The 23,962-nt window shown below is 64.0% G+C and carries 27 protein-coding genes; 18 read left to right on the top strand and 9 right to left on the bottom strand.

The features are described from left to right. From C0V75_RS23150 to C0V75_RS07340, 3 genes are all read left to right on the top strand, one after another. Positions 1 to 168 carry a hypothetical protein gene (locus C0V75_RS23150; protein ID WP_173861052.1) on the top strand — a complete coding sequence of 56 codons (168 nt, stop codon included), beginning with the start codon at positions 1 to 3 and terminating at the stop codon, positions 166 to 168. 86 nt (positions 169 to 254) lie between these two features. Next, positions 255 to 1,139: a cytochrome c gene (locus C0V75_RS07345; RefSeq protein WP_101920255.1), complete on the top strand. Its 885-nt coding sequence runs from the start codon at positions 255 to 257 to the stop codon at positions 1,137 to 1,139. Between the two features lie 99 nt (positions 1,140 to 1,238). Next, entirely contained in the window at positions 1,239 to 2,120 is an 882-nt protein-coding gene (locus C0V75_RS07340) for a hypothetical protein (protein ID WP_101920254.1), read from the top strand. Positions 2,121 to 2,164: 44 nt separating this feature from the next. Here the strand turns inward: C0V75_RS07340 and C0V75_RS07335 are convergent, their stop codons facing one another. After that, the gene (locus tag C0V75_RS07335; RefSeq protein WP_101920253.1) at positions 2,165 to 2,998 is read right to left on the bottom strand and encodes a capsular polysaccharide synthesis protein; all 834 of its coding nucleotides are present in this window, start codon (positions 2,996 to 2,998) and stop codon (positions 2,165 to 2,167) included. A gap of 2 nt (positions 2,999 to 3,000) precedes the next feature. After that, positions 3,001 to 3,951 carry a lipoyl synthase gene (gene lipA / locus C0V75_RS07330; protein ID WP_254216400.1) on the bottom strand — a complete coding sequence of 317 codons (951 nt, stop codon included), beginning with the start codon at positions 3,949 to 3,951 and terminating at the stop codon, positions 3,001 to 3,003. Positions 3,952 to 4,124: 173 nt separating this feature from the next. On the opposite strand from lipA, the gene C0V75_RS07325 reads away from it, so the two are divergent. Then, positions 4,125 to 4,697, top strand: a complete 573-nt coding sequence (locus C0V75_RS07325; RefSeq protein ID WP_101920251.1) for a hypothetical protein — start codon at positions 4,125 to 4,127, stop codon at positions 4,695 to 4,697. Here C0V75_RS07325 and C0V75_RS07320 read toward each other — a convergent pair. Then, positions 4,694 to 5,818: a DUF6456 domain-containing protein gene (locus C0V75_RS07320; protein ID WP_101920250.1), complete on the bottom strand. Its 1,125-nt coding sequence runs from the start codon at positions 5,816 to 5,818 to the stop codon at positions 4,694 to 4,696. The two genes, C0V75_RS07325 and C0V75_RS07320, sit on opposite strands and share 4 nt — an antisense overlap. 209 nt (positions 5,819 to 6,027) lie before the next feature. On the opposite strand from C0V75_RS07320, the gene C0V75_RS07315 reads away from it, so the two are divergent. Continuing rightward, positions 6,028 to 6,327, top strand: coding sequence for a DUF6477 family protein (locus C0V75_RS07315; RefSeq protein WP_101920249.1), 300 nt, complete (start codon positions 6,028 to 6,030; stop codon positions 6,325 to 6,327). 65 nt (positions 6,328 to 6,392) lie between these two features. On the opposite strand, the gene C0V75_RS07310 is transcribed toward C0V75_RS07315, so the two are convergent. Continuing rightward, positions 6,393 to 7,952: a trimethylamine methyltransferase family protein gene (locus C0V75_RS07310; protein WP_101920248.1), complete on the bottom strand. Its 1,560-nt coding sequence runs from the start codon at positions 7,950 to 7,952 to the stop codon at positions 6,393 to 6,395. A gap of 293 nt (positions 7,953 to 8,245) precedes the next feature. Between C0V75_RS07310 and guaA the strand changes: the two genes are divergently transcribed. The 9 genes from guaA to C0V75_RS07265 all read left to right on the top strand — a co-directional run bounded on the left by guaA (position 8,246) and on the right by C0V75_RS07265 (position 16,374). Then, complete coding sequence (gene guaA, locus C0V75_RS07305; protein WP_101920247.1) at positions 8,246 to 9,823, top strand: glutamine-hydrolyzing GMP synthase; 1,578 nt, start codon at positions 8,246 to 8,248, stop codon at positions 9,821 to 9,823. Continuing rightward, positions 9,820 to 10,098 carry a putative quinol monooxygenase gene (locus tag C0V75_RS07300; protein ID WP_101920246.1) on the top strand — a complete coding sequence of 93 codons (279 nt, stop codon included), beginning with the start codon at positions 9,820 to 9,822 and terminating at the stop codon, positions 10,096 to 10,098. The genes guaA and C0V75_RS07300 overlap by 4 nt, the downstream gene beginning before the upstream one ends. Positions 10,099 to 10,175: 77 nt before the next feature. Next, positions 10,176 to 10,973, top strand: a complete 798-nt coding sequence (locus tag C0V75_RS07295; protein WP_101920245.1) for an FkbM family methyltransferase — start codon at positions 10,176 to 10,178, stop codon at positions 10,971 to 10,973. 58 nt (positions 10,974 to 11,031) lie between these two features. Further along, positions 11,032 to 12,027: a zinc-dependent alcohol dehydrogenase family protein gene (locus C0V75_RS07290; RefSeq protein WP_101920244.1), complete on the top strand. Its 996-nt coding sequence runs from the start codon at positions 11,032 to 11,034 to the stop codon at positions 12,025 to 12,027. A 3-nt stretch (positions 12,028 to 12,030) separates the two neighbouring features. After that, a complete protein-coding gene (locus tag C0V75_RS07285; RefSeq protein WP_101920243.1) occupies positions 12,031 to 12,804 on the top strand; it encodes an SDR family NAD(P)-dependent oxidoreductase in 774 nt (257 codons plus the stop codon). A gap of 135 nt (positions 12,805 to 12,939) precedes the next feature. Continuing rightward, positions 12,940 to 13,197, top strand: coding sequence for a hypothetical protein (locus C0V75_RS07280; protein WP_101920242.1), 258 nt, complete (start codon positions 12,940 to 12,942; stop codon positions 13,195 to 13,197). 90 nt (positions 13,198 to 13,287) lie between these two features. Continuing rightward, a complete protein-coding gene (locus tag C0V75_RS07275; protein WP_101920747.1) occupies positions 13,288 to 14,145 on the top strand; it encodes a DMT family transporter in 858 nt (285 codons plus the stop codon). A gap of 97 nt (positions 14,146 to 14,242) precedes the next feature. After that, positions 14,243 to 15,394, top strand: coding sequence for an OmpP1/FadL family transporter (locus tag C0V75_RS07270; RefSeq protein ID WP_158241796.1), 1,152 nt, complete (start codon positions 14,243 to 14,245; stop codon positions 15,392 to 15,394). 113 nt (positions 15,395 to 15,507) lie between these two features. Then, complete coding sequence (locus C0V75_RS07265) at positions 15,508 to 16,374, top strand: ATPase (protein WP_101920240.1); 867 nt, start codon at positions 15,508 to 15,510, stop codon at positions 16,372 to 16,374. On the opposite strand, the gene C0V75_RS07260 is transcribed toward C0V75_RS07265, so the two are convergent. Beyond that, positions 16,375 to 17,037 carry a hypothetical protein gene (locus C0V75_RS07260; RefSeq protein ID WP_143710395.1) on the bottom strand — a complete coding sequence of 221 codons (663 nt, stop codon included), beginning with the start codon at positions 17,035 to 17,037 and terminating at the stop codon, positions 16,375 to 16,377. Between the two features lie 131 nt (positions 17,038 to 17,168). Here C0V75_RS07260 and metA point away from each other — a divergent pair, with 131 nt between their 5' ends. From metA to C0V75_RS07240, 4 genes are read left to right on the top strand one after another with little or no spacing between them, the layout of a single operon-like run. After that, complete coding sequence (gene metA, locus C0V75_RS07255; protein ID WP_101920746.1) at positions 17,169 to 18,086, top strand: homoserine O-succinyltransferase; 918 nt, start codon at positions 17,169 to 17,171, stop codon at positions 18,084 to 18,086. Beyond that, positions 18,061 to 19,026, top strand: coding sequence for an alpha/beta fold hydrolase (locus C0V75_RS07250; RefSeq protein WP_101920238.1), 966 nt, complete (start codon positions 18,061 to 18,063; stop codon positions 19,024 to 19,026). Before metA ends, C0V75_RS07250 begins: the two co-directional genes overlap by 26 nt. Positions 19,027 to 19,072: 46 nt before the next feature. Next, the gene (ppk2, locus tag C0V75_RS07245; RefSeq protein ID WP_101920237.1) at positions 19,073 to 19,948 is read left to right on the top strand and encodes a polyphosphate kinase 2; all 876 of its coding nucleotides are present in this window, start codon (positions 19,073 to 19,075) and stop codon (positions 19,946 to 19,948) included. Between the two features lies 1 nt (position 19,949). Further along, entirely contained in the window at positions 19,950 to 20,564 is a 615-nt protein-coding gene (locus tag C0V75_RS07240; protein ID WP_101920236.1) for a TetR/AcrR family transcriptional regulator, read from the top strand. Positions 20,565 to 20,629: 65 nt separating this feature from the next. Here the strand turns inward: C0V75_RS07240 and C0V75_RS07235 are convergent, their stop codons facing one another. From C0V75_RS07235 to C0V75_RS07220, 4 genes are all read right to left on the bottom strand, one after another. Then, positions 20,630 to 21,706 (bottom strand): ABC transporter ATP-binding protein, encoded by a 1,077-nt coding sequence (locus C0V75_RS07235; protein ID WP_101920745.1) that lies wholly within the window; start codon positions 21,704 to 21,706, stop codon positions 20,630 to 20,632. A gap of 14 nt (positions 21,707 to 21,720) precedes the next feature. Next, positions 21,721 to 22,527 carry an ABC transporter permease gene (locus C0V75_RS07230; protein WP_101920235.1) on the bottom strand — a complete coding sequence of 269 codons (807 nt, stop codon included), beginning with the start codon at positions 22,525 to 22,527 and terminating at the stop codon, positions 21,721 to 21,723. Beyond that, complete coding sequence (locus C0V75_RS07225; RefSeq protein WP_101920234.1) at positions 22,524 to 23,399, bottom strand: ABC transporter permease; 876 nt, start codon at positions 23,397 to 23,399, stop codon at positions 22,524 to 22,526. The genes C0V75_RS07230 and C0V75_RS07225 overlap by 4 nt, the downstream gene beginning before the upstream one ends. 178 nt (positions 23,400 to 23,577) lie before the next feature. Next, the gene (locus C0V75_RS07220; protein WP_143710394.1) at positions 23,578 to 23,835 is read right to left on the bottom strand and encodes a hypothetical protein; all 258 of its coding nucleotides are present in this window, start codon (positions 23,833 to 23,835) and stop codon (positions 23,578 to 23,580) included. Positions 23,836 to 23,962 lie beyond the last annotated feature (127 nt).

Raw genomic sequence — 23,962 nt, 5'->3', positions numbered from 1 at the left:
ATGAATCCGATGTGGCTGGTCCGGATGGCGCAATGGGCGCGCAACCCGCCTTCGCCCGAACGGGTGAAGCTGGTTTTCGGCGTGATTGCCTTGTGTCTGCTGATCTTCGGCTATGAATGGATGTTCGGCTGGCCCGAATGGCTGGTGCCGCAGAAGATCAAGCCCTGAGGGAAGGCTTCGCGACTTCGTCACTGGTCGGGAGGGGACGGTGCGGCTAGGCTGCGGCCACCACCTTTGCCGACGGAGGCTTTGCCATGCGCCTGATCCCCGCCCTTGCCATCCTTGCCCTTGGCGGCGCCGCCGGGGGATGGTGGATCACCGGACCTGATCCCCTGCCGGCCGCCACCTTCGACGGGCTTGTCGGCGATCCGGCGCGGGGCGAACTGGTCTTCGCCGCGGCAGGCTGCGCCTCGTGCCACATGGCACCGGGGGCGACGGGCGAGGCGGAGCTTGTGCTGGCGGGAGGGCAGCGGTTCCCGTCGGATTTCGGGACCTTCATCGCCCCCAACATCTCGCCCTCCGAAGCGGGGATCGGAGGGTGGTCCGTGGCCGATCTGGGCAATGCCCTGATGAGGGGGGTGTCACCCGAGGGGGCGCATTACTACCCTGCCCTGCCCTATGCCTCTTACGCGAAGATGCAGCCGCAGGATGTGGCGGATATCCATGCCCATATGCAGACCCTCCCGCCCTCCGATGCGGCAAGCCTGCCGCATGAGATGGGCTTTCCCTTCAACATCCGGCGCAGTGTGGGGGTGTGGAAGGCGCTGTTCCTGAATACCGACTGGGTCCTGACGGGTGAGTTGACGCCGGAAGAAACGCGGGGGCGCGAGATCGTGGAGGCCCTGGCCCATTGCGGCGAATGCCACACCCCGCGCAATGCGCTGGGTGCGATGGATACCGGGCGCTGGCTTGCCGGGGCGCCGAATCCATCGGGCGAGGGCCAGATTCCGAACATCACGCCGGCCAAGCTGACCTGGTCCACGGGCGAGATCGTCACCTATCTGACCAGCGGCTTCACGCCAGAGTTCGACAGCGCGGGCGGGCATATGGCGCATGTGGTTTCAAACATGGCCAAACTGCCGGATGCCGACCGGCAGGCCGTGGCGGCCTATCTGAAGAAGGTGCCCGCCGCAGAATAGGACATATCCTGATAATCGCGCAGAGGCACCGCCTTGTGATTGCAGGGAAACCCCATACGTGGTAGGTCTGTAAAAAAACAGAGCAGTATGGTGTATCCAATGAACAGGCTTTCGGGCGGCGCGCTGGCGCTGCTGTGTTTTCTTGCACCGGTTCCCGTGGTCGCGCAGGGCATGGATGCCCTGAGCTTTTCGGGGGACATCGAGTTCGAACATACGCGCCGCAACGGCGCCTCCGGCACCCTTGGCGCGGCCGAGCTGATGCTGCGCTATGAGGGGCCGTTCGGTTTCGAACTGGGCGGCGAGATCGACGAGAATCTGGAGACGGGCGCAGATGCCTCGCTTCCCTTCGCGGCGGTGACCTTCGGGGTCGGTCTGGGCGAGCTTGCGCTTGGTGCGCCGCAGCCTGTGGCGGATAAATTCATCGACATTCCGGATTTCGCGGGGATCCGGGAACAGCAGATCGGCTTTGAGGCGCGGACCACGTCGATCGCGAGCGGGCTGGCCAAGTCGCTCGACGAACAGATCTATGGTGCGCGCTTCACGGCGGAAACCGGGATGCTGCGCTATGGTGCGTCCATCCACCGCCTGACGCATCAATCGGGGACGCATTGGCAGGTGGCCGGGGAATACGAGGCCGGGATCGACAGCCAGATCGAGGGCGTGATCGAAGGCGAGGATGGCAATCTGGGGATCACGCTGGGCGCGGCCCATGCGTCGGGTCAATTCGACATGGGGCTTTACCTGATCAGCCAGCGGATCGTGGGCGCCACTGATGCGGCGCTGGCCTATGTGGGCTTCTCGGTCAGCGACTCCCTGACAGTGCGGGGCCATATCCGCACCGAGGATGGGACCGTGCAGAACAACCTTGTGGGGGTTGAGGCGGAATACGGCTTTTCCAACGGGGCCTATGCGCAGTTCGGTGCCGCAGACGGGAACAACACCAGCATGACGCTGGACGCATCGGTCGGGTTCAAGTTCTGAGCGCTGCCTGGGCTGACCTGCCGGACCTTGGAGAGCGGATGGCGTCAGCCGACGGAAATGCCGTTGATTTCTGCAACCATGCTTGCAATCCGGGAAAAGCGTCCATCCCGATGGTTCAGCTTGTGCACCGGTGAGAGGGGCAGGTATTCGGGAACGGTTTTGAAGAAGGTGTCCTCGGGTGTTTCCGGGTCTTGCGACGACCGTCCGAGAGCGAGCGGCAGATCGGCCGTTCGAAAGGGAACCCTATTCCAGATCGCGCGGACGTCAGTGCGGGAGGCAAGGACCTGGGCGAGACAGTAGTTGTGCGCCGCATAGGGATAGAACAGGCAGTTGCGCCCGCGCGCGGGATCGACGAACCATGTCATGTCGCGCCGTCTGACAGCCAGACGATGGCGGATAAAGTCCACTGGCCTGCCATGATAGAGGGCGCGCTTCCAGCTTGGCCAACGGCGTTCTGACTGGAAGTAGTCGGCGTAATTCGCCAGCCATGCCTGAATGAGGGTGTTTTCGGGCCGCGCGGCAAGAAACCAGTTTTGCAGGACGAGATTTGGATCGCCTGAGGATGAGAAGGCAAAGAACCCTGCCGGATCAAGAAGATCGGGCAGCCAGCTTTCGAGGGATCGCGTGGGCAGGAGGGTTGAGTCAACCCAGACCCCGCCCTCATTCGCCAAAAGCCAGGTGCGAACGAAATTCGCCTGAACCTGCGGCGACAGATGGTCCTTCCTGAGCCCGATTGTGCCGAGGATGCGGTCCGCATCCGCCTTTTCAAGCACGGTCACCTTACAGCCAGGGTTCAACGCTTCCCAAAGGAGAAAAACCTTCTGGACGAACTCCGGCGCAGCTTTGCGCCCCTGCAACCAGAGCGTCCATATCTTCATCTTCAGCCGCGCCCGAGCTTTGCGAAGCGCGCCGCCCGGAGACGGTCGAAATCGTCGCCGGCATGGTAGGAGGACCGCGTGAGCGGCGTGGCGGAGACCATCAGAAAGCCCTTGCCATAGGCAGCCGTCTCATAGCCCTTGAATTCATTCGGGGTGACGAAACGCGCGACATGGTGGTGCTTTGGCGTCGGTTGCAGATACTGGCCGATGGTGAGGAAATCGACATCCGCGGCACGCATGTCATCCATGACCTGTAGAACCGATTGCCGATCCTCGCCGAGCCCGACCATGATGCCGGATTTGGTGAACATGCCGGGGTCCATCTCCTTCACCTTCTGCAAAAGGCGCAAGGAATGGAAGTAGCGGGCGCCGGGGCGCACTTCGGGATAGAGGCCGGGAACGGTTTCGAGATTGTGGTTGAAGACATCGGGCCGCGCCTCGACCACGGTTTCCAGCGCCGAAGGCGGGCATTTCAGGAAATCCGGCGTGAGAATTTCGATCGTCGTGCCGGGGGCGCGATGGCGGATGGCGCGGATGGTCTGGGCGAAATGCTCTGCCCCGCCATCTTCCAGATCATCCCGGTCAACCGAGGTGATGACCACATGCTTCAAGCCGAGCTGTTCCACCGCATGGGCCACACGCCCCGGCTCGAAAGCGTCGAGCGCCTGCGGCTTGCCGGTGGCGACGTTGCAGAAGGTGCAGCCACGGGTGCAGATTTCCCCCATGATCATCATGGTAGCATGGCCCTGCGACCAGCATTCACCGACATTCGGACAGCCCGCCTCTTCGCACACCGTCACAAGTTTCTTTTCCTTCAGGATATCGCGTGTCTTCTTGTAACCTTCGGACGTGGGGGCCTTGACGCGAATCCAGTCTGGCTTCTTCGGCTGGGCATTGTCCGGGCGGTGCGCCTTTTCGGGGTGGCGCTGATCGGGAAGCTTGAGGTCGCGCAAAGGGTTTTCCTCCCAAGGGATGGGTCTGGAAATACGCCCTTGCGCCTTCGGGCGCAACCGGCGCGGATGACGCGGGGGGTTGCAGGAGATGCAGGACTGCCCCTCTTGATCCAGATCATGGGGGCGCGCGGGGCGCATGGTAACAGGGGGCGCTGTCCGAGGGAGGCCGGAGAATGACCCATCTTGAACTGACCCTTGCCCTGCTGGCCTTGCTGCTGACGCCGGGGCCGACCAATACGTTGATGCTGGTTGCGGGCAGCGAAGGCGGCTGGGCCCGGGTGGCGCGGCTGATCCCGGTGGAGTTGGCGGCCTATCTTTCGGTGATCCTTCCCCTTGCGCTCTTGTCCGACAGGCTTGCCGGGCCGATGGCGGCGGCGCGGCCAGTGGTTGCGGTGGCGGCAGGGATTTGGGTTCTTTATCTTGCGGTGCGGCTGTGGCGACCGGACGAGGCGATGGCCGAGACGGGAACGGTGACGGCCAGGCGCCTTGCCCTGACGACGGCGCTGAACCCGAAGGGCGTGGTGATGGGGGTCGTGCTCCTGCCCGCAGCCGGGGCGACGGCAACGGGCTTTGCCCTGCTCGGCGCCTGCATCGTGGTGGTGGCCATGCTGTGGGGCGGGATGGGCGTGGTGCTGCCCCGGGCGGGACGTGCCGCGCCGGGGATGGGGGTCATGCGGCGGGCTGCCTCGGTCTGGCTGATGGGCCTTTCGGTGCTGCTCGTGCTGGGCGGGATCGGCAGCGCCTAGCCGATCCGGCTGCGGTGGCCGTTTTCCTCGTAGAAGCGCTTCAGCCGCTGCAAGGCGATCCGCAGCACGATCTTTCCGGACCGGGCGGCCCAGCCAAGATGACGTTCGGTCGTTTCGATCCCTTCGAGGAAGCAGCAGACCCGCAGGACCACATCGCCCAGGCCGGGGCCAAGATCGCGCAGCGCATCTGCCACGCGGTCGCGTGCGGCGCGCGGGCCTTCGGCGGGGTGATGGGACGAACCAAACGTGCCACGATCCCCGCCCGTCAGGAAACGTTCCCAATTCTGCGCCACCCGCGGCCCCATCTGGGCCAGTTCGAAATCCTCGCGCAGCCGCTCCGCCACCCGGACGAGATCGGCCGAGAGATAGGGTTTTCCGTCGCGATCCACCTTGCGACCGAGCGCGCAAACCGGGCTTTCCGCCGCATTGTAGCGCAAGCGGCGCGGGCCATCGGCACCGTCCTCGGTGCGGCTGTCCATGATCCGATGCTGATCGGCATAGATGAACTGGGCCTCGCGCACACCACCGACCCGCATCTCGTCTTCCGACAGAAGTCGGCGCAGGGCGGAGCGGCCCGCGGCGGTGATCGCATAGGCCGAAATGCGGCCGGGGCGGTCGCAGGCGACCCAGTCCTTCAGGGCGAAAGCCTGGGCCACGCTGCGCGCCACAGTACAAAGCCGCGCTTGCCCGCCGCCCGGTTCCGACCGCAGCACCACCGCGCGGTCAAGATCGGCGGAGACGGCGAGGATCGCCCCCGGTTCGGCAAGGCGCCGCAGCACGCGGCGCGCCTCGGCGGCAAGGGTGGCGGCGTCCTGGGGCATGGGGTTGCTGCGCAGCGGGGCTGTCATGCGGTCCTCGTCATGGCTGGGGGTTTGCCCCGTTCCATCGGCGACGAGACCCTGCCGCAGCGCCTCGAGCGCGGCATCGACGAGCGGATCGTCGCGCCGCATCTCGCACAGCCTTACCTGACGCATCACGGTGGAGGCGGAGACGCCATCGCGGCGAGCCAGCGCGCGCAGGCTGCTGCCTGAGGCCGTGTGGTCAAGGTAGTGCCGGACGGCCTCGGGCAGCCATGGCGGCAGGGTTTCGATCGGGGAGCGGGTCTTGGTGTCGTGCATCATCGTCTTTCTGCCCGCCCCGTGATCACTGCAGCCTTCACGGCTCAACCCAAACGAGAATTGGTTACCCAAAGGTTAACGAGGGCGGACAAAACCGAGAATTGCCCGGAAATTGTCAACTCAACCTGACAGCGGCGCGCGCTGACTCCCGTCACCGCGCAACACCGGCTTGGCCGCCCCTAGGATGGAGGCCCGATCTGGAGGAGCCTGCCATGTCCCCTGTTCCTGCTGCCCGCACCCTGCCTGCCTGCGCCTCCGAGGCTGCCCCGACACGTCGGCCGCGCCTGCTCATCTCGGCCGCGCGCCATGGGATGGAAGAGTATCGGAGTGACAGGGACCTGCCCCGGCTGATCGGCACCGGTGTAAGGTCCGACGCGGTGATCGGTGTTCTGGCCGGGCTGGAAGAAAGGCTGGAACTGGCGCGGCGGTCGGGTGACCCGACATGGTCCTGCCTGCGCCATGTCGAGGTGATGATCGCCCTTCTGGCGGAGAAATCCCTGCGTCACGAATGACCCTGGAAAAGATCGGGGGGCGCCGGTTGCCCGCGCCCCCCTGCCCTGCCGAATTGCAGCCAGTGTCAGATGAAGGCATCCGGCATGGAGGCCTTTGTCCTGGCCACATAATCCTCCAGCGCGTCGCGGATGCCTTGGTCAAGCGCGGGCTGCTGGTAATCGTTCAACTGCTTCTTCACCCGCTCGTTCGCGAGTTGCATCGTGTCGCGCGCGCCTTCTTCGGCCCAAGTCTCGAACGGCTTGTAATCCAGCAGGTCGGAACGCCAGAAGGCCGATTTGAAATTCGCCTGCGTGTGCTCGCAGCCAAGGTAATGGCCGCCGGGGCCGACCTCGCGGATGGCATCCATGCCCTGCCCGTTCTGATCCATGATGATCCCCTGGGCGAGGTGATGCAGCGTGCCAAGCTGATCTGCATCCATCACGAATTTCTCGTAGGAGGAGACAAGACCGCCTTCCAGCCAGCCGCAGGCATGCAGCATGAAGTTGACGCCCGCCAGCAGCGCCATGTTCAGGCTGTTCGCCGTTTCATAGGCGGCCTGCGCATCCGGCAGCTTCGATCCGCAGAAGGACCCGCCGGAGCGGTAGGGAAGGTTCAGGCGGCGGGCAAGCTGGCCCGCGCCATAGGTGATATGCGCGGCTTCCGGCGTGCCGAAGGTGGGGGCGCCGGAGTTCATGTCGATCGAGGTCACAAAGGCGCCGAAGATCACCGGCGCGCCCTTGCGGATCAACTGGCTATAGGCCACGCCGGCCAGCACCTCGGCCAGCACCTGTGTCAGGGTGCCTGCCACGGTCACCGGGGCCATTGCGCCCCCCACGATGAAGGGCGACACGATGGCCGCCTGGTTGGCGCGGGCATAGACTTCCAGCGCGCCCATCATGATCCCGTCAAAGGTCAGCGGGCTGTTGATGTTGATGAGCGAGGTCATCACCGTGTTCTGATCGACGAAATCCGACCCGAACAGGATCTTGGACATTTCCACCGAATCCTCGGCGCGGCTGGGTTCGGTGACGGACCCCATGAAGGGTTTGTCGGACAGGGTCATATGCGCCAGCAGCATGTCGAGATGGCGCTTGTTCACGGCGATGTCGGTCGGTTCGCAGACCGTACCGCCGGAATGGTGCAGCCATTTGGACATGTAGCCCAGTTTCACGAAATTGCGGAAATCCTCGATGGTCGCATAGCGGCGGCCGCCTTCCATGTCGCGCACGAAGGGGGGGCCATAGACCGGGGCGAGGACGAGGTTGCGTCCGCCGATCTCGACATTCCGCTCCGGGTTGCGGGCATGCTGGGTGAAGGTCGAAGGGGCGGTGGCGCAGAGCGCGCGGGCGAGGCCACGCGGAATGCGGACACGCTCGCCCTGCACATCGGCACCTGCATCCTTCCAGCGCTTCAGCGCTTCGGGATTTTCAACGAAGTTCACGCCGATCTCTTCCAGAACCGTCTCGGCATTCCATTCGATGATCTGAAGCGCCTCTTCGTTCAGGATCTCGAAATTCGGGATGTTGCGCTGGATGAACTTCGCGGTTTCCAGGCTGACCGCCGTCCGTTCGGCGCGACGGGCCGATCCGCCGCCGCCCCGCGCCCTGCGCCCTGCCCCGGCCACTGCAACATCCGCGTCGCTCATCTTTCTCTCCATGTCTGCCGCCGCATGAGGGGGCGGAACGTTTTGCCTGCTTATGCGCCCAAAGCCCCGGCCCGCGCCCGTCGAATGCGGCGCTTGAGGTGCAAAAGCGACATGCGCACTCGCCGTCCGCGACACCGGGCCGGGAGCGGCCCCGGCTTCCTTCTGGTGGAAATCGTCGGGTCTGCCGACCGGTTCGCCCGCGGTTCGGGAACCGGCCGGCACAGGGGCAAGACCCCCGGCCTTCCTGACCTGCGCCCCCTTGCGAAATCCGGTCGCAACGGCTACGCGGGCGCATGACCCAGAGCATCCATGACCGCCTTCTCATCATCGACTTCGGCAGCCAGGTGACGCAGCTCATCGCGCGCCGACTGCGCGAGTTGAACGTCTATTGCGAGATCCATCCCTTCAACAAGGTGGATGACGCCTTCCTTGCGGCCTTTGCCCCCAAGGCGGTGATCTTCTCGGGCGGCCCCGCCTCGGTCTTTGCCGAAGGCGCGCCGATGCCGCCGAAAGGTGTGTTCGATCTTGGCATCCCGATCCTCGGCATCTGCTATGGCCAGCAGGTGATGATGCATTGCCTGGGCGGCAAGGTGGAGCGCGGCCATGGCACAGCCGAATTCGGCCGGGCCTTTGTGACCCCCACGCCGACGACCCATCCCATCCTGTCGGGCTGGTTCGACACCGATGATGGCCATGGCGGGCGCGAACAGGTCTGGATGTCGCATGGCGACCACGTCTCCGCGATCGCGCCGGGCTTTCAGGTGCTGGGCACCTCGCCCAACGCGCCTTTCGCCATCACTGCGAACCCGGAACGCCATTTCTACGCCGTCCAGTTTCACCCCGAGGTGCACCACACCCCGAAGGGCGCGAAACTCTATGAGAATTTCATCCGCCTCGCCGGCTTCAAGGGCGACTGGACGATGGGCGCCTATCGCGAGGAAGCGATCCGTAAGATCCGCGAACAGGTCGGCGACCAGAAGGTGATCTGCGGCCTGTCGGGCGGTGTGGACAGCTCTGTCGCCGCCGTCCTGATCCACGAGGCGATCGGGGACCAACTGACCTGCGTCTTCGTCGATCACGGCCTTCTGCGTCTGGGCGAGGCGGAACAGGTCGTCACCATGTTCCGCGATCATTACAACATGCCGCTCATCCATGCCGATGAAAGCGACCTGTTCCTCGGCGCGCTCGAGGGCGTGTCCGACCCGGAGGTGAAGCGCAAGACCATCGGCCGCCTCTTCATCGAGGTTTTCGAAAAACATGCAAAATCCGTGGGCGGGGCCACCTTCCTCGCGCAAGGCACACTCTACCCGGATGTGATCGAAAGCGTCTCCTTCTCGGGTGGCCCGTCGGTCACCATCAAGTCGCATCACAATGTGGGCGGCCTGCCGGAGAAGATGGGGATGAAACTGGTCGAACCCCTGCGCGAGCTGTTCAAGGACGAAGTGCGCGCATTGGGCCGCGAACTGGGCCTGCCGGATGCCTTCATCGGCCGCCACCCCTTCCCCGGCCCCGGCCTTGCCATCCGCTGCCCCGGCGAGATCACGCGCGAGAAGCTGGATATCCTGCGCCGCGCCGATGCCGTCTATATCGACCAGATCCGCAAGCACGGGCTTTACGACGACATCTGGCAGGCCTTCGCCGCGATCCTTCCGATGCGAACCGTCGGCGTAATGGGCGACGGGCGCACCTATGATTATGCGCTGGCCCTGCGCGCCGTGACCTCGGTTGACGGCATGACGGCGGATTACTACCCCTTCACCCATGATTTCCTCGGCGAGACCGCCACGCGGATCATCAACGAGGTGCCGGGTGTGAACCGCGTCTTCTACGATTGCACGTCGAAGCCGCCCGGGACGATCGAACTCGAATGATCCGGCTGTCGGGACGACTGGTCTGCATGAGCGAGGCGGAACGGGCGGCGGTGCTGGAGCATCGCCCCGCGCATGTCGCGGCGACGCGGGCGGAGGCGGGGTGTCTGTCCTTCAGCATCGACGAGACGGATGATCCGATGATCTTCGATGTCATGGAAAGCTTCCGCGACCGCGCCGCCTTTGACGCGCATCAGGCCCGCACCCGTGAGAGCGCCTGGTTTGCGGCCACGAAGGGCATCCTGCGTGATTTCAGGGTTGAGGAGTTGCGGAATTAACCTTTACGTGATGTGATTTCGACAGTCGTTCGAGTGCCGCAGGTTTCCACTGAACAAGATCAGATTGGCATGCAGACGTGAAGAAGTTTGACCGCGCGGTCGCAGTTTATCGAACCGAAGGGCTTGGCGGACTGACCCGGCGCCTGAAAAATCGGGCTTACCGGGTTGTGGTTGCGTTGCAGCGCGGACTTCGACGTCCCGTTGTTTCCTCGGCTTACGGCATCCGGCTTGCCGCGAACTGGCAGGATACGACGTTCAGATTCTACGTCTATGGCAGCTACGGGAATTACCTGTCGGACCTGATTGCCGGGATTGGCAGGGACTTTCATTTCATGGACATCGGTGCCAATCAGGGCCTTTATTCCATTCTTGCTGCACGTAACCCCAATTGCAGGGGCTGCGTTGCATTCGAACCAGTGCCAGGAACTGCGGCACTTCTGCGAAAGAACCTGGCCTTGAACGCCGTATCTGGTTCGGTCGAGGTGATCGAGGCGGCCGTCTCTGGACAGGTTGGACGTACTGTCATCCATCTGAATGAAAGTCATTCCGGCGGCGCAAGCCTGCGTTCCTCGGAAGGTTCGACATCGCTGCGCGCCATCGAGATCGAGCTTGTTGATGCTGTTGGTCTGCTCCGTTGGCGCCGGATCCCCGGCTTGCCCATCGTCGTCAAGATCGACGTAGAAGGGCACGAACCCGTGGTCGTGAAGGAATTGTTGAAGTCGAGCCTCGCCGAAGACATCAGCATGATCTTCTATGAGTGCGATGAAGCCTGGCTGGACGCCGGCAGCTTCGAGACCATGCTACGGGATGCCGGATTTAGGAAGTTCGAGAAGATCGGATCTGGCACGCATTATGATGTGCTGGCGCAGCGCTGACGGGCAGGATTGACCTTCTTGACTCTGCCTGCCCCTATGGCTGCGGGAGGACAGCACAATGAAGGCCACACGACTTTTTTCTATCGGCGATGTGCGCACGGCTGATGTGCCCATCCCCACCCCTGCCCCGGGCGAAGTGCTGATCCGGGTGGAGGCTTGCGGCATCTGCGGGACGGACCGTCATTTGCTGCATGGGACGTTTCCGTCAAAGCCGCCCCTGACGCTGGGGCATGAATTCGCGGGGATCGTGGTCGCCTGCGGTGAGGGCGTTTCGCTGCCCGAAGGCGCGCGGGTCACCTGCGATCCGAACACATGGTGCGGAACCTGCGAGAACTGCCGCCGGGGGCGGGTGAACCTGTGCCTCAGGAATGTGGCGACCGGACTTGGGCGCGATGGCGGTTTTGCGGAATTCTGCGCCTTTCCGGCCCACAAGGCGCATCTTCTGCCCTCCGATCTCGACCCTCTGCATGGGGCCTTTTGCGAGCCGCTGGCCTGCACCATCCACGGCATCGACATCGGCGCGCCCGTGGCGGGTGAACGGGTGATGATCCTTGGCGGCGGGGTCATCGGGATGCTGGCGCTGCAACTCTGTGCGCTGGCGGGGGCCGAGGTGATGCTGGTCACGCGGTCGGACAGCAAACAGGCGCTGGGGCGCAGCCTGGGCGCGGCAGAGGCGGCGGGAAGTGAGGCTGAGGCGCGGGCGATCTGGCCGAATGGGGCGGATCTGGTGGTGGAATGCGCGGGCGTCAGCGAGACGGTCGAAAGCGCCCCCCGGCTGGCGCGCGATGGCGGGCGGGTGGTGATCCTTGGTGTCCTTTCGGCGGGCCAGAAAGTCCAGATCGAGCCTTTCGATCTGCTTTTCCGCGAGGTGCAGTTCCTGTCCTCCTTCATCAATCCCTTCACGCAGGACCGTGCGGCGGCGATGATCGCAGCCGGGCGGGTGCGGCTTGATCCGCTGATCTCGCGCACCCTGCCGCTGAACGAGGCGGCGGCGGCCATCGCGAACCCCGCGCGACCGGGGGAAATCCGCGCCATCGTCCTGCCGGGTGGCTGACGGATGGAGGGTATCTTTGCGCCCGGACTCTTTTCGGCGAAGACCATCGTGGTGACCGGGGCCGCGGGCGGGGTCGGCGGCGCGGTGGCGCGATTGCTGGCCGCTCTCGGGGCAGAGGTCGTGGCGACCGATCTGCCCGCCGCGGGCCTTGAGGCGGTGCCGTCTGCCCTGCGGATCGGGGCCGATCTGCGCGACATCGCGGCCTGCGAGGCAGTTGTCACGCAGACGGTTGCCCGTTTCGGACGGATCGACGCGCTGGTCAACGCGGCGGGAGTCTGGGTCGAGGGTCCGTCCGAGCTTGCGACAGAGGCGGAGTGGAACCGCTGTCTTGACGTGAACCTGAAGGCCGCCTTTTTCCTGTCATCCCGCGCCATCCCGGCCCTGTCACAGACGCGCGGGGCGATTGTCAACATCGCCTCGGATGCCGGAATCATGGGCAATGCGGGGGCGGCGATCTATTGCGCCTCGAAGGGGGGGCTGGTGCTGATGACGCGGGCGCTGGCGCGCGAACTGGCGCCGAAGGGCATCAGGGTCAACGCCCTCTGCCCGTCCGACATCCGCACGCCGATGCTGGACCATCAGGCAGAGCGTTATGGCGACGGTGACCCTGAGGCCTATCTTTCCCGCCTTCTTGCGCTTTACCCGCAGGGCGAAAGCGCGCGTTTCCTGACGGCCGAAGAGGTGGCGGCACAGGTGGCCTTCCTGCTGTCCCCTGCCAGCGCAGGGGTGACCGGGGCCAGCGTCCTGCTGGATTTCGGGCTTACGGCAGGGTATTGACCATGTCGCAAGCAAGATCGACCCGGAACCCGGGCCGCTCTGGCGCCATGGCAGGCGGGAGTGAATTCCGTTCCGAAAATATGCCATATTCCATCCGTAGGGGATGAGGGACGCTTGCAAGACAGATCGGGAGAGATGACCGAAGACTTCGTCCAAGCCGTGGCGCGGGCCGCGTCGCCGCTGGTCCGCCTGGGGGGGCATCTGCGCGCCGGGCTGGCGCGCTGGCCGTGGCTGAGGCTTGTCGTTGCCCCCGTCATCCTGCTGGTGGCGGCGGGTCTTGCCCTGATGGCCTTGCTGGCGGGGCGGCACGGCCTTGCCATGCTGACGCTGTTCGTCGCCTTGCCGCTGGCCACGCTCTGCCTGATCCTCTGCCGTGATCCCGACGAGGATTGAGCGGGGCGACGGCAGGTCTGGACATTCCCGCGCCCGGGATGAACTGTCCTCGGCATGACGACACATCGCCCCATCGCCGCAGCGCTCTGGATGACAGGTTCCATCGTTTCCTTCACGGCCATGGCGATTGCTGCGCGGTCGGTGTCGGGGGTGCATGACACGTTCGAGATCATGATGTGGCGGTCGGTGGTGGGCCTGTCGCTTGTCCTGGTCATTGGCGGGATGCTGGGCCGCCTGGCAGAGATTCGGCGCGACCGGCTGGGCCAGCATCTGGTGCGGAATGCCATCCATTTCACCGGGCAGAACCTGTGGTTCTGGGCCCTGACGATGATCCCGCTGGCGCAGGTCTTCGCGCTGGAATTCACCTCGCCCGTCTGGGTCATCCTGCTGTCGCCACTGGTTCTTGGGGAAAGGCTGACACGACCGCGCCTGCTTGCGGCGGTGATGGGGTTCATCGGCATCCTGCTGGTGGCCCGCCCGGATTTCAGCGACCTTGATCCCGGCGTCCTGGCCGCGGCGGCGAGCGCGGTCTGCTTTGCCGCGACGAACATCCTGACGAAGAAGCTGACGCAGGGCGAAAGCATCGTGTCGATCCTGTTCTGGTTGACCGTGATGCAGTTTGTCTTCGGTCTGGTGACGGCCGGCTGGGACGGGATGATCCACCTGCCCACGGCAGAGACCCTGCCCTGGCTCCTGCTGATCGGCTTCTGCGGCGTCCTCGCGCATCTGTGCCTGACCACGGCCCTGTCGCTGGCCCCGGCAAGCTTTGTGATGCCGATCGACTTTGCCCGCCTGCCGGTGATCGCAGCCGTGGGGATGCTGTTCTATGCCGAACCGCTGGATCCCCTTGTCCTGCTGGGCGCGGCGATCATCTTCCTTGGCAACTGGGCCAATATCCGGGCCGAGACGCGCAAGCCTGCAACAGTGCCACCAGTCACAAATCCGTGACGTGGCGTCATGAATTGACCGTAATTCCGCCCGCACATACCGTTATCCCGAGGACGCTCATGGGGATGAGCGCGGGAGGAGTAAAGGGATCATGGTGATGATGAAAACAATGCTGGGGGCAACCACCGCGCTGGTGGTTGGAACCCTGACGGCGCAGGCAGGCGGCATCGACCGGTCGCGGATTGCTTACTCTGCCCTGTTCGAGGCGGGGCGGTATATCGAACTGGGTTTTTCCAATGTGCAACCCGATGTGACGGGCACCTATACGGGTGCCGCTGCCGCGCTGGGTACGCAGACCGGCAACATGGCGGGCAGCTACACGAACCTGTCCTTCGCCTACAAGTCGGACATCAATGACAGCCTGTCCTATGCGGTCTTCATCAACACGCCCTATGGTGCGGACTCGGCCTATTCGCAGGGCCTGTATAACGGCCTGACAGCCACCTGGGACAGCCAGCAGATTGCGGCCGTGCTGAAATACAAGTTCGACGAGAATTTCTCCGTCTACGGCGGCCTGCGCTATGTGGAGTCCGAGGCGCAGATCACTCTGCCCGACCAGTTCATCCGCGCGGGCCTTGCCGCTGCGGGCAATCCCCTTGCGGGTCTGGCTCCGGCCGGGACCCTTGCCTATTCGGCGCAGGGTGCGAAGGATGGTCAGGTCGGCGTGATCGTCGGGGCCGCCTATGAACGCCCCGATATCGCGCTGCGGATCGGTCTGACCTATGAAAGCGGCGTGACGCACAGCTTTGCCACGACCGAGACCTTTGCCGTCGCGGGCGCGATCAACGCGGCAGGCGTGACGACTGTGGAAATCCCGGATGCCTTCACGCTGGATTTCCAGACGGGGATTGCGGAAGACACGCTTCTCTTCGGTTCTGTCCGCTATGCGGAATGGACGGTCTGGGAAGTTCGCCCGCCGGTGTTCAACGCCAACTTCAACGACAACATCACCGATTTCGACAACAACGTCGTGACCTGGCAACTGGGCCTCGGTCGGCGGTTGAGCGACAACCTCTCGGTCTTCGCCCGCGCCACCTATGAAAAGGCGAATGGCGGCATCGCGTCGCGCCTGGCCCCGACCGACGGAACGAAGGGCTTCGGCATCGGTGCGACCTGGCGTCAGGACGGAATGAAGATCACCGGCGGCATCGAATATGCCGAGGTTGGCGATGCGGTCGATGGGTCCGGCACCCGTTTTGAGGGCAACTCGGCGGTGGGCTTCGGCCTGACGGTCGGCTACAGCTTCTGAACCGGTCCGATAGGACCGAAGGCCCCGCATCCCCGATGCGGGGCCTTTGCTTTTCCGCGTGAAATTCCCCGGGCGCTTCGCTATCACGCAGGGGCAGGATGGGAGAGCGGGCGATGATCTATGCAAGCGGGGCCGAGTTCCGGGCGGCACGGGAAAAGCGCGTGCTGCTCTTCGGGATGTCGGGGCTGGGCAAGACCCATCTTTCCAACCTTCTGCGCGATGCCGGTGGCTGGTTTCACTACTCCGTCGATTACCGCATCGGCACGCGCTACATGGGCGAATACATCGCCGACAACTTCAAGCGCGAGGCGATGAAGGTGCCGCTGCTGCGGGAACTGCTGATGACGGACAGCGTCTATATCGCCTCCAACATCACCTTCGACAATCTGGCCCCGCTTTCGACCTATCTGGGCAAGCCGGGCGATCCGGCGCGCGGTGGGGTGCCCTTCGCGGAATACTGCACGCGGCAGGCGCAGCACCGCGAAGCGGAAATCGCGGCGCTGCATGACACGCTGCGCTTCATTGACCGGGCGCGCGACATTTACGGATATTCCAACTTCGTCTGCGACAGCGGCGGTTCGATCTGCGAGGTCGTGGATGCGACCGACCGCAACGATCCGGTGATGGCGGCACTTTCCGGAACCCTTCTGATGGTCTGGATCAAGGGGTCCGAGGCGCATCGCGCCGAACTGGTGCGCCGCTTCGACCGCGCGCCGAAGCCGATCTACTACCAGCCCGATTTCCTGGCCGGACTCTGGGCGGAATACCTCGCGCAGGAGGGCAAGCCGGAGGATCAGGTCGATCCCGATGCCTTCCTGCGGTTCGGCTATGCCCGGCTGCTGGATCATCGCCAGCCGCGCTATGCCGCGATGGCCGAATGGGGCGTGACCGTCACGGCGGAAGAGGTGGCGCAGGTCACCGATGCTGTGGGCTTTGACGACCTGATCGCCCGCGCCATTGACCGCCGCAAAGCGCCCTGATCACCGACAACGCCCTTCGGCCTGGCCGATGGCAAGGGGCGCGCCTGCCATGGTAAACCGCCCGATCACCCGCCCTGCCCCATCCGCCACCTCGAACTCCGGACCAGAGGCCAGATGCAGGAAAAGCGGATCAGAAAGGCCGATGGGCGCGTATCCGGCCTCGCCCTCGATGACCAGATCGACCTCGCGCACCCGCCCATCCACCGTCACTGTCACCCGCGCGCCGCCCGCATAGGGCGACAGCGCCAGCACCGACGGGCGCCCCTTCCCACAAAGCCAATCCACCCGGACACCCGTGACCGGATCGCTGGTGCCGGCGAACATGCCTTGCCCGCCTTCCCCCGGCCCGAAGGTCCAACCCTCCGCTTCAAGGGGGGTCTCCGGCATCGGCGGCGGCACCGCCCCCGCCTCCTGCGGCAGGGACTGCGGCGGGCGGGGCTGCGGCCGCGGCGAAAGGGCCAGCCCCTCGGGCTCCGTCGCCGTTACCTGCCCCATCGCTTCACACAGACGGGCGACGCAGGCCGCATATTCGTCGCTCTCTGCCCCCGGCGAATTGGCCAGACAGGACCAGACGCAGCGTTGCTCTGCCATCGGGTCCACCTCCTGCGCCAAGACAGGCGGCGCGGCAAGCAGAGCGGTCAGCCAAAGGATCAGGCGCAGCATGGTCATATTCCCTGACGAAGCCTCAGCCTGCGGCGCCCTCTCCCCCGCGTCAAGCGGCCACCTCACCCTTCTTGATGTTCACAGCGTTTGCGATTACGTCACGGGGTCGCGCTATGCTGCCCGAGGATGCCATGCCCATCACCCTGCCCGAGACCCTGCCCGCCTTCGACGTTCTGCGGAACGAAGGCGTCATGGTCATGTCGCCCGAACGGGCGGCGCGGCAGGATATCCGTCCGCTCCGCATCGGCCTTCTCAACCTGATGCCGAAGAAGATCCAGACGGAGAACCAGTTCGCCCGTCTGATCGGCGCGACGCCGTTGCAGATCGACCTGCATCTGATCCGCATGACCGAGCATCAGACCCGCAACACCGCCGCCGAGCACATGGAAACCTTCTATCGCCCCTTCCAGGAGTTGAAGGCAGAAAAGTTCGACGGGCTGATCATCACCGGCGCCCCGATCGAGCATCTGCCCTTCGAGGAAGTGACCTATTGGGACGAACTTTGCGAGGTCTTCGACTGGACGCAGACCCATGTGCATTCCACCTTCGGTGTCTGCTGGGGCGGCATGGCGATGATCAACCATTTCCATGGGGTGGCAAAGCACATGCTGCCGAAAAAGGCCTTTGGCTGTTTCCGGCACCGCAATCTCGCGCCGACCTCGCCCTATCTGCGCGGCTTTTCGGATGATTTCGTGATCCCCGTCAGCCGCTGGACCGAGATGCGACAGGCCGAAATCGACGCGCGGCCCGGGCTGCGGACCCTGCTCGGCTCCGAGGAGGTGGGGCCCTGCCTCGTCGAGGATCCGGGCCACCGCGCGCTCTATATCTTCAATCACTTCGAATATGACAGCGATACGCTGAAGCAGGAATATGATCGCGACGTGGCGAATGGCACACCGATCAACGTGCCCATGAACTACTACCCCGAAGACAATCCGACGCGGCCGCCCCTCAATCGCTGGAGAAGTCACGCGCATCTTCTATATGGCAACTGGATCAACGAGATTTACCAGACCACTCAATATGAGATCGCCAAAATTGGCACTTAGCCTGATCCTTGCCGCCACCGTCCTCGGCGGCTGCGCCGTCGTGACCGATCGCCGTGCCGCAGCCCGCGAAGCCGCCGCCGAGGCCGCCTTCCCGCCGACAGGGCGCATTCTGGAGGTGGAGGGAAAGCGCATTCACGCCCATGTCCAGGGGGAAGGCCCGGATCTTGTGCTGATCCACGGGGCCAGCGGGAACACGCGCGACTTCACCTTCGCCCTCGTGGACCGCCTCGCAGAGGATTACCGCGTCATCGCCTTTGACCGGCCCGGCCTGGGATGGAGCGACAGCCTTGGTCGCGACGGCATCAGCCCGTCGATGCAGGCGGCCCTGCTTCAGAAGGCGGCAGACCAGCTTGGCGTTCGGCGGCCCATCGTCCTTGGCCATTCCTATGGCGGCGCGGTCGCGATGGCCTGGGGCCTGACAGACACGCCGGATGTGGCGGCGCTTGTGGTAGTCTCTGGCGCGACGATGCCCTGGCCGGGTGGCCTCGGCCCCTATTACGCGGTCACGGGCAGCCGGATCGGGGCGGCGACTGTCATCCCGGTGATCACGGCCTTCGCAAGCGAGCGGCAGACGGCGGGTGTGGTCGAGGCGATCTTCGCTCCCGATGCGCCACCGCCCGGCTATGCCGATTACGTCGGCATCGGCCTGACGATGCGGCGCGAGACGCTGCGCAACAATGCCTTCCAGGTGACGAACCTGCGTCCGCATGTGGTCCGCATGGCAGAGGCCTATCCGCGCCTCTCCATGCCGGTGGAGATCCTGCATGGCACGGCGGATGATGTGGTGCCGCATGACATCCATGCCCTGCCCCTGTCCAGGCTCCTGCCCGACGGGAACCTCGTGCTGATCGACGGCGCGGGACATATGCCCCACCACACCCATCCCGAGGCCGTGATTGCCGCCATTCACCGCGCAGCGCAGCGCGCCGGATTGCGCTGACCGGCCTGATCGCCATACTTGCCGCGACTTGGATGTGAGGGCCAGCATGACCGACCTACCCTTTGACGGCGCGATCAGCCGCTTCTTCCGCAAGGAAGCCCCGAAGGCCATCCGCAAGGCCATCGAGGCTGCGGGCAAGGATGATCTCATCACCCCCGGCTATCCCTATGCCGAAGAGATGAAGCGCAAGGATTACGAGGCGGTGATGGATGGGCTGCAACGGCAGCTCGTCCGGATGCAGGCCGATATCAAGGCGACCGGCAAGCGCGTCATCGTGATCTTCGAGGGGCGCGATGCCGCTGGCAAGGGTGGCACCATCGACGTGATGCGCGAGAACCTGAACCCCCGCGTCTGCAACGTGGTCGCGCTGTCGAAACCCTCCGACCGGGAGGCGGCAAGCTGGTATTTCCAGCGCTATGTCGATTGGTTGCCCGCCGCAGGCGAAATGTCGATGTTCGACCGGAGCTGGTACAACCGCGCCATGGTGGAACATGTCTTCGGCTTCTGTACGCCCGTGCAGCGCGAGACCTTTTTCCGGCAATTGCCCGAGTTCGAACACATGCTGGTCGATGAGGGGTTCGTCCTCGTGAAACTCTGGCTGGAGGTTGGACAGGCTGAACAGCTCCGCCGCTTCCTCGCCCGTGAACAGGACCCGTTGAAGCAATGGAAGCTGTCGTCGATAGATATCGACGGGCTGGGCAAATGGGATGCCTATTGCACGGCCATTGACGAAACCATGCAGCGCAGCCATTTCGAGTTTGCGCCATGGACGGTCATCCTTTCGGACGACAAGAAACGGGCACGGATCGCGGCGATCCAGTCGGTTCTGCACGCGGTGGATTATGCGGGCAAGGATGCCGCCCTGATCGGCAGCCGCGATCCGGCAATCTGCGGCGGGCCGGACCTGCGCCCGAAAGGATGAGATGAAGCACGGCTATCACCACGGCAATCTGCGTCAGGCTCTGGTCGAGGCGGCGCTGGCCCTGATTGCCGAACGGGGGCCGTCGGGCTTTACCCTTTCGGAGGCCGCGAAACGGGCGGATGTGACACCCGCCGCCGTCTATCGCCATTTCGCGGGCCGTGATGACCTGATCGCCGAGGTGGCACGGCAGGGCTATGACATCTTCGCCGCGCTGATGGAATTCGCCTATGCCGATGGCCAGCCTTCTGCACTGGCGGCCTTCGAGGCGACAGGGCGCGCCTATCTGGCCTTCGCGCGCAAGTATCCCGGCCACTACATGGCGATGTTCGAAAGCGGGCTGTCCTTCAACGCCCATCCCGACCTTGCGCTGGTTGCCGCAAAGGCGCGGGCCGTGCTGGAGAAGGCGGCAGAGAAACTGTCGGAACAGATGCCACCGGACCGCAGGCCGCCCGCCACCATGTTCTCGGCCCATGTCTGGGCAATGAGCCACGGGGTGGTGGAACTTTACATGCGCGGCGCGCCCGGCGCGAAGTCGCCTTTCACCCCCGAAGACCTGCTCGAAAGCGGGATCGGCATTTACCTGCGCGGTCTGGGCCTGCTGCCGCCGGATAGCTGATCGTCGCCACGGTCCAGGGTTCACCCCGCCGTACCGCACCGCCGTAGGGCGGGGTTAACCCCGCCTTACCGGAAAAGGACCAACGCCCCCGGCGACCAACCCACCCGCGCCCGCGCCCCGCGATCCAGAACCGGACGCCCGAACACGTTGCGCATGGAGATGCGGACGGGCGACTCCGTCCCGTCGATCTTCACGTCATAATAGGTCATGTCGCCGAAATAGACGACTTCCTCGATGGTTGCCATGCTTTCGCGGTCGGAGGCGGCGCTGCCTTCGTAGAGGATGGTCAGCGTCTCGGGGCGGAAGCCCACGGTCGCGCCTTCCGCCGTGGCACCGCCCATGACCTGCTTCGCCTCGATATGGATGCGGCCGAAACCCGCCGCGTCGATCTCCACCGCATCGGCCCCCTCTTCCAGCACCTTGGCCGGCAGGAAGTTCATGGTCCCGATGAAATCCGCCACCTTCCGGCTGTTCGGGCGACGGTAGAGCGTTTCGGGATCGGCAAGTTGCGCGATCTCTCCCTCGAACATCACGGCGATGCGGTCAGACATGACCAGCGCCTCTTCCTGGTCATGCGTCACCAGGATGAAGGTGATGCCGACCTGGCGTTGCAGCTTGATCAGTTCGACCTGCATCTGTTCGCGCATCTTCTTGTCAAGCGCCGAGAGCGGTTCGTCCAGCAGCAGGACCTTGGGCTTCAGGATCAGCGCGCGGGCCAGCGCCACACGCTGCCGCTGACCGCCCGACAGAGCATGCGCCGCGCGCTTGCCATAGCCCTTCAGCCCCACCATCTCCAGCGCCTCGGCCACGGCCTTGGCCTTTTCCTCCTTGGATCGCGCATCCCGCCGCAGACCGAAGCCCACGTTTTCCTCCACGCTGAGATGCGGGAAAATGGCGTAGGACTGGAACACCATATTCGTCGGGCGCTTGTTTGCGGGCACGCCCGCCATGTCGCGCCCGTCGATCAGAACCGCGCCGGAAGAGATGTCTTCGAACCCTGCGATGGTGCGCAGGAGCGTGGTCTTGCCGCAGCCGGACGGGCCGAGCAGGGAAAAGAACTCACCCGGACGGATGGTCGCCGTGATCCCGCGCAGCGCGTGATAATCCCCATAGTATTTGTGGACATCCCGGAACTCGATCATTGCATCGGACTTGGTCACAGGAAGCCTCCGGTATCCTTGCCGCCGGCTTTCGCGATGCCGCGACGGCGGAAATATTCAGCAGTTGCAAGAAGGGCGATGGACAGAAGGACAAGGATCGTCCCCAGCGCCATGATGGCGGGAACCTTGGCCGGGAAGCGGAACTGGCCATAGATATAGACTGACAGCACCGTATCCGTTCCACCAAGGAAATAGGCGATGATGAACTCGTCCAGCGAGATCGTGAAGCAGATCAGCAGCGACGAGATGATGCCCGGCATCACCAGCGGCAGGATGATCAGCCAGAAGGTGGAAATCGGCGTTTCGCCAAGGTCGTAGGCGGCTTCTTCCAGCGACTGGTCAAGCGACTGGAAGGCCGAGGACAGGATCGCCACGGCAAAGGGCGTGCAGACCAGAACATGTCCGAGGATGATGGTCAGCAGAGACAGTTCCACACCGATGGCCAGCAGCACCACCAGAAGCGCCATCGCAAGGATCATTTCCGGCAGGACCATCGGCAGCATGATCAGGCCCATGATCCCCGCCTTGGCCGGAAAGTTGAACCGCGTGCTGGACCGGGCGGCAAAGAGGCCGAGCAAGGTGGAAATCACCGCAACCGAGATCGAGATGATCAGGGAATTCTGCACCGCGTTCCAGAGGGTGACATCCTCCCACATCTCGCGGAACCAGGCCGTGGTAAAGCCCTGCAACGGAAAGGCGATGACCTTGCTGTCATTGAAGGCAAAGAGCGGCAGCAGGATGATCGGCGCGTAAAGGAAGATCAGATAGATGATCGCATAGCTGCGGAAGACGGGGGACTTCATTTCGCACCCCTCAGGAACCGGCGGTTCAGCAGCAAGAAGATGATGGTCACCGCCGCGACCACCAGCATGGCCGACACGGCAATGGCCGAGCCCAGCTCCCGATTGTTCTGTTTCAGCATCGTCCCTTCGATCCGGTTGGCGATCATGGGCAACTTGCCGCCGCCGATCAGGTCGGGCGTCACATAATCGCCCACCGTCGGGATGAAGACGATCAGCACGGCCGCGATGACACCCGGCATGGAAAGCGGCAGCGTCACGCGCAGGAAGGTCATGAACTGGCTTTCCCCAAGATCCCGCCCGGCTTCCAGCAGCGATCGGTCGATCTTTTCCAGCGCCACGAAGATCGGCAGGATGGCGAAAGGTGCATAGGCATGGGCCAGGGTCACCACCAGCGCCTGAACGTTATAGTTGATGGCTTGCAACGGCGCGTCGATGATGCCCAGCGACATCAGGCCGGAATTGATCACGCCGTTGAAGCCGAGGATCACCTTCCACAGGAAGACGCGGATCAGATAGCTGGTCCAGAAGGGAATGGTGATCAGGAACAGCCAGAGCGCCTTCTTGTCCGGCTTCACGTGGAAGCTCACGAAATAGGCCACGGGATAGGCGAGCAGAACCGTCACCAGCGTCACCGAGAGCGACACGGTCAGCGACCGCAGCATCAGCAACTGGTTGATGCGATCGGTCCAGACCGTGACGTAATTTCCGAAACCATAGCCGCCATCTTCAAGGGACAGCGAATAGACCACCACCATCAGCAGCGGCGCTGCCAGAAGCAGGATCACATAGACCAGCGGCGGGCTGATCAGCAAAAGGCCATTGGCCGCCTCGGAGCGGCCTGAACCGCCGCCCGTTCCCCCATTCGAAGCCATCGCGCCCCCTGTCGGCCCTTGCTGTGGTCGGTCTTGAAACCGATCTTTGATCAAATTTAGACGCAACGGACGCGAAGGCGCAAGCACAGACGCAGAAACATTGCGGCAAGATGGTGAAATGCACCGCACATGCCCGGAAATCAAGCGTTGGCTTCAGGTGATCCGCGACGTAAGGGGCTCAGCCGGCCACGCGTTCGATGGAAATCGACCGCTTTTTCAATTCATCATAAAGCGTGGGAACCACGCGCAGACTGCCGACAGCCGTGCGCAGGGCATCGGAGAGCTTGCCATCCTGCGGCTTGCCTTCCACCCGCCAGACCATGCGGCGCGCCACACCGTCATCATAGACGATCTCCGTCACGCCATTGCGCGACCGACGAATGCCGAGAAAATCCGCGCCACCATGCGGCGCATGAAAGAATGCCTGTTGTCCCATTTTCGGGTCCATTTATTGTGCTGCTCTTGTAGGCACAGAAAGGCCATGCAGGCGGCTTCAGGTCAATTCACCTTTTTGAAAACGCCTCCGGAACCCCCGAAACCGCGCCCGGAACGACACAGAATGG

Source organism: Tabrizicola sp. TH137, assembly GCF_002855575.1.
GTDB lineage: Bacteria > Pseudomonadota > Alphaproteobacteria > Rhodobacterales > Rhodobacteraceae > Paragemmobacter.
The sequence above is the reverse complement of the archived record's forward strand: the minus strand, read 5'-3'. Positions and strand labels throughout refer to the sequence as shown.

Bases quoted from the DNA above. Each gene is read 5' to 3' on its own strand.
- C0V75_RS23150 (WP_173861052.1), top strand. From the start codon at position 1: ATGAATCCGATGTGGCTGGTCCGGATGGCGCAATGGGCGCGCAACCCG.
- C0V75_RS07345 (WP_101920255.1), top strand. From the start codon at position 255: ATGCGCCTGATCCCCGCCCTTGCCATCCTTGCCCTTGGCGGCGCCGCC.
- C0V75_RS07340 (WP_101920254.1), top strand. From the start codon at position 1,239: ATGAACAGGCTTTCGGGCGGCGCGCTGGCGCTGCTGTGTTTTCTTGCA.
- C0V75_RS07335 (WP_101920253.1), bottom strand. From the start codon at position 2,998: ATGAAGATATGGACGCTCTGGTTGCAGGGGCGCAAAGCTGCGCCGGAG.
- C0V75_RS07325 (WP_101920251.1), top strand. From the start codon at position 4,125: ATGACCCATCTTGAACTGACCCTTGCCCTGCTGGCCTTGCTGCTGACG.
- C0V75_RS07320 (WP_101920250.1), bottom strand. From the start codon at position 5,818: ATGATGCACGACACCAAGACCCGCTCCCCGATCGAAACCCTGCCGCCA.
- C0V75_RS07315 (WP_101920249.1), top strand. From the start codon at position 6,028: ATGTCCCCTGTTCCTGCTGCCCGCACCCTGCCTGCCTGCGCCTCCGAG.
- C0V75_RS07310 (WP_101920248.1), bottom strand. From the start codon at position 7,952: ATGAGCGACGCGGATGTTGCAGTGGCCGGGGCAGGGCGCAGGGCGCGG.
- guaA (WP_101920247.1), top strand. From the start codon at position 8,246: ATGACCCAGAGCATCCATGACCGCCTTCTCATCATCGACTTCGGCAGC.
- C0V75_RS07300 (WP_101920246.1), top strand. From the start codon at position 9,820: ATGATCCGGCTGTCGGGACGACTGGTCTGCATGAGCGAGGCGGAACGG.
- C0V75_RS07290 (WP_101920244.1), top strand. From the start codon at position 11,032: ATGAAGGCCACACGACTTTTTTCTATCGGCGATGTGCGCACGGCTGAT.
- C0V75_RS07285 (WP_101920243.1), top strand. From the start codon at position 12,031: ATGGAGGGTATCTTTGCGCCCGGACTCTTTTCGGCGAAGACCATCGTG.
- C0V75_RS07280 (WP_101920242.1), top strand. From the start codon at position 12,940: ATGACCGAAGACTTCGTCCAAGCCGTGGCGCGGGCCGCGTCGCCGCTG.
- C0V75_RS07275 (WP_101920747.1), top strand. From the start codon at position 13,288: ATGACAGGTTCCATCGTTTCCTTCACGGCCATGGCGATTGCTGCGCGG.
- C0V75_RS07270 (WP_158241796.1), top strand. From the start codon at position 14,243: ATGATGAAAACAATGCTGGGGGCAACCACCGCGCTGGTGGTTGGAACC.
- C0V75_RS07265 (WP_101920240.1), top strand. From the start codon at position 15,508: ATGATCTATGCAAGCGGGGCCGAGTTCCGGGCGGCACGGGAAAAGCGC.
- C0V75_RS07260 (WP_143710395.1), bottom strand. From the start codon at position 17,037: ATGCTGCGCCTGATCCTTTGGCTGACCGCTCTGCTTGCCGCGCCGCCT.
- metA (WP_101920746.1), top strand. From the start codon at position 17,169: ATGCCCATCACCCTGCCCGAGACCCTGCCCGCCTTCGACGTTCTGCGG.
- C0V75_RS07250 (WP_101920238.1), top strand. From the start codon at position 18,061: ATGAGATCGCCAAAATTGGCACTTAGCCTGATCCTTGCCGCCACCGTC.
- ppk2 (WP_101920237.1), top strand. From the start codon at position 19,073: ATGACCGACCTACCCTTTGACGGCGCGATCAGCCGCTTCTTCCGCAAG.
- C0V75_RS07240 (WP_101920236.1), top strand. From the start codon at position 19,950: ATGAAGCACGGCTATCACCACGGCAATCTGCGTCAGGCTCTGGTCGAG.
- C0V75_RS07235 (WP_101920745.1), bottom strand. From the start codon at position 21,706: ATGATCGAGTTCCGGGATGTCCACAAATACTATGGGGATTATCACGCG.
- C0V75_RS07230 (WP_101920235.1), bottom strand. From the start codon at position 22,527: ATGAAGTCCCCCGTCTTCCGCAGCTATGCGATCATCTATCTGATCTTC.
- C0V75_RS07225 (WP_101920234.1), bottom strand. From the start codon at position 23,399: ATGGCTTCGAATGGGGGAACGGGCGGCGGTTCAGGCCGCTCCGAGGCG.
- C0V75_RS07220 (WP_143710394.1), bottom strand. From the start codon at position 23,835: ATGGGACAACAGGCATTCTTTCATGCGCCGCATGGTGGCGCGGATTTT.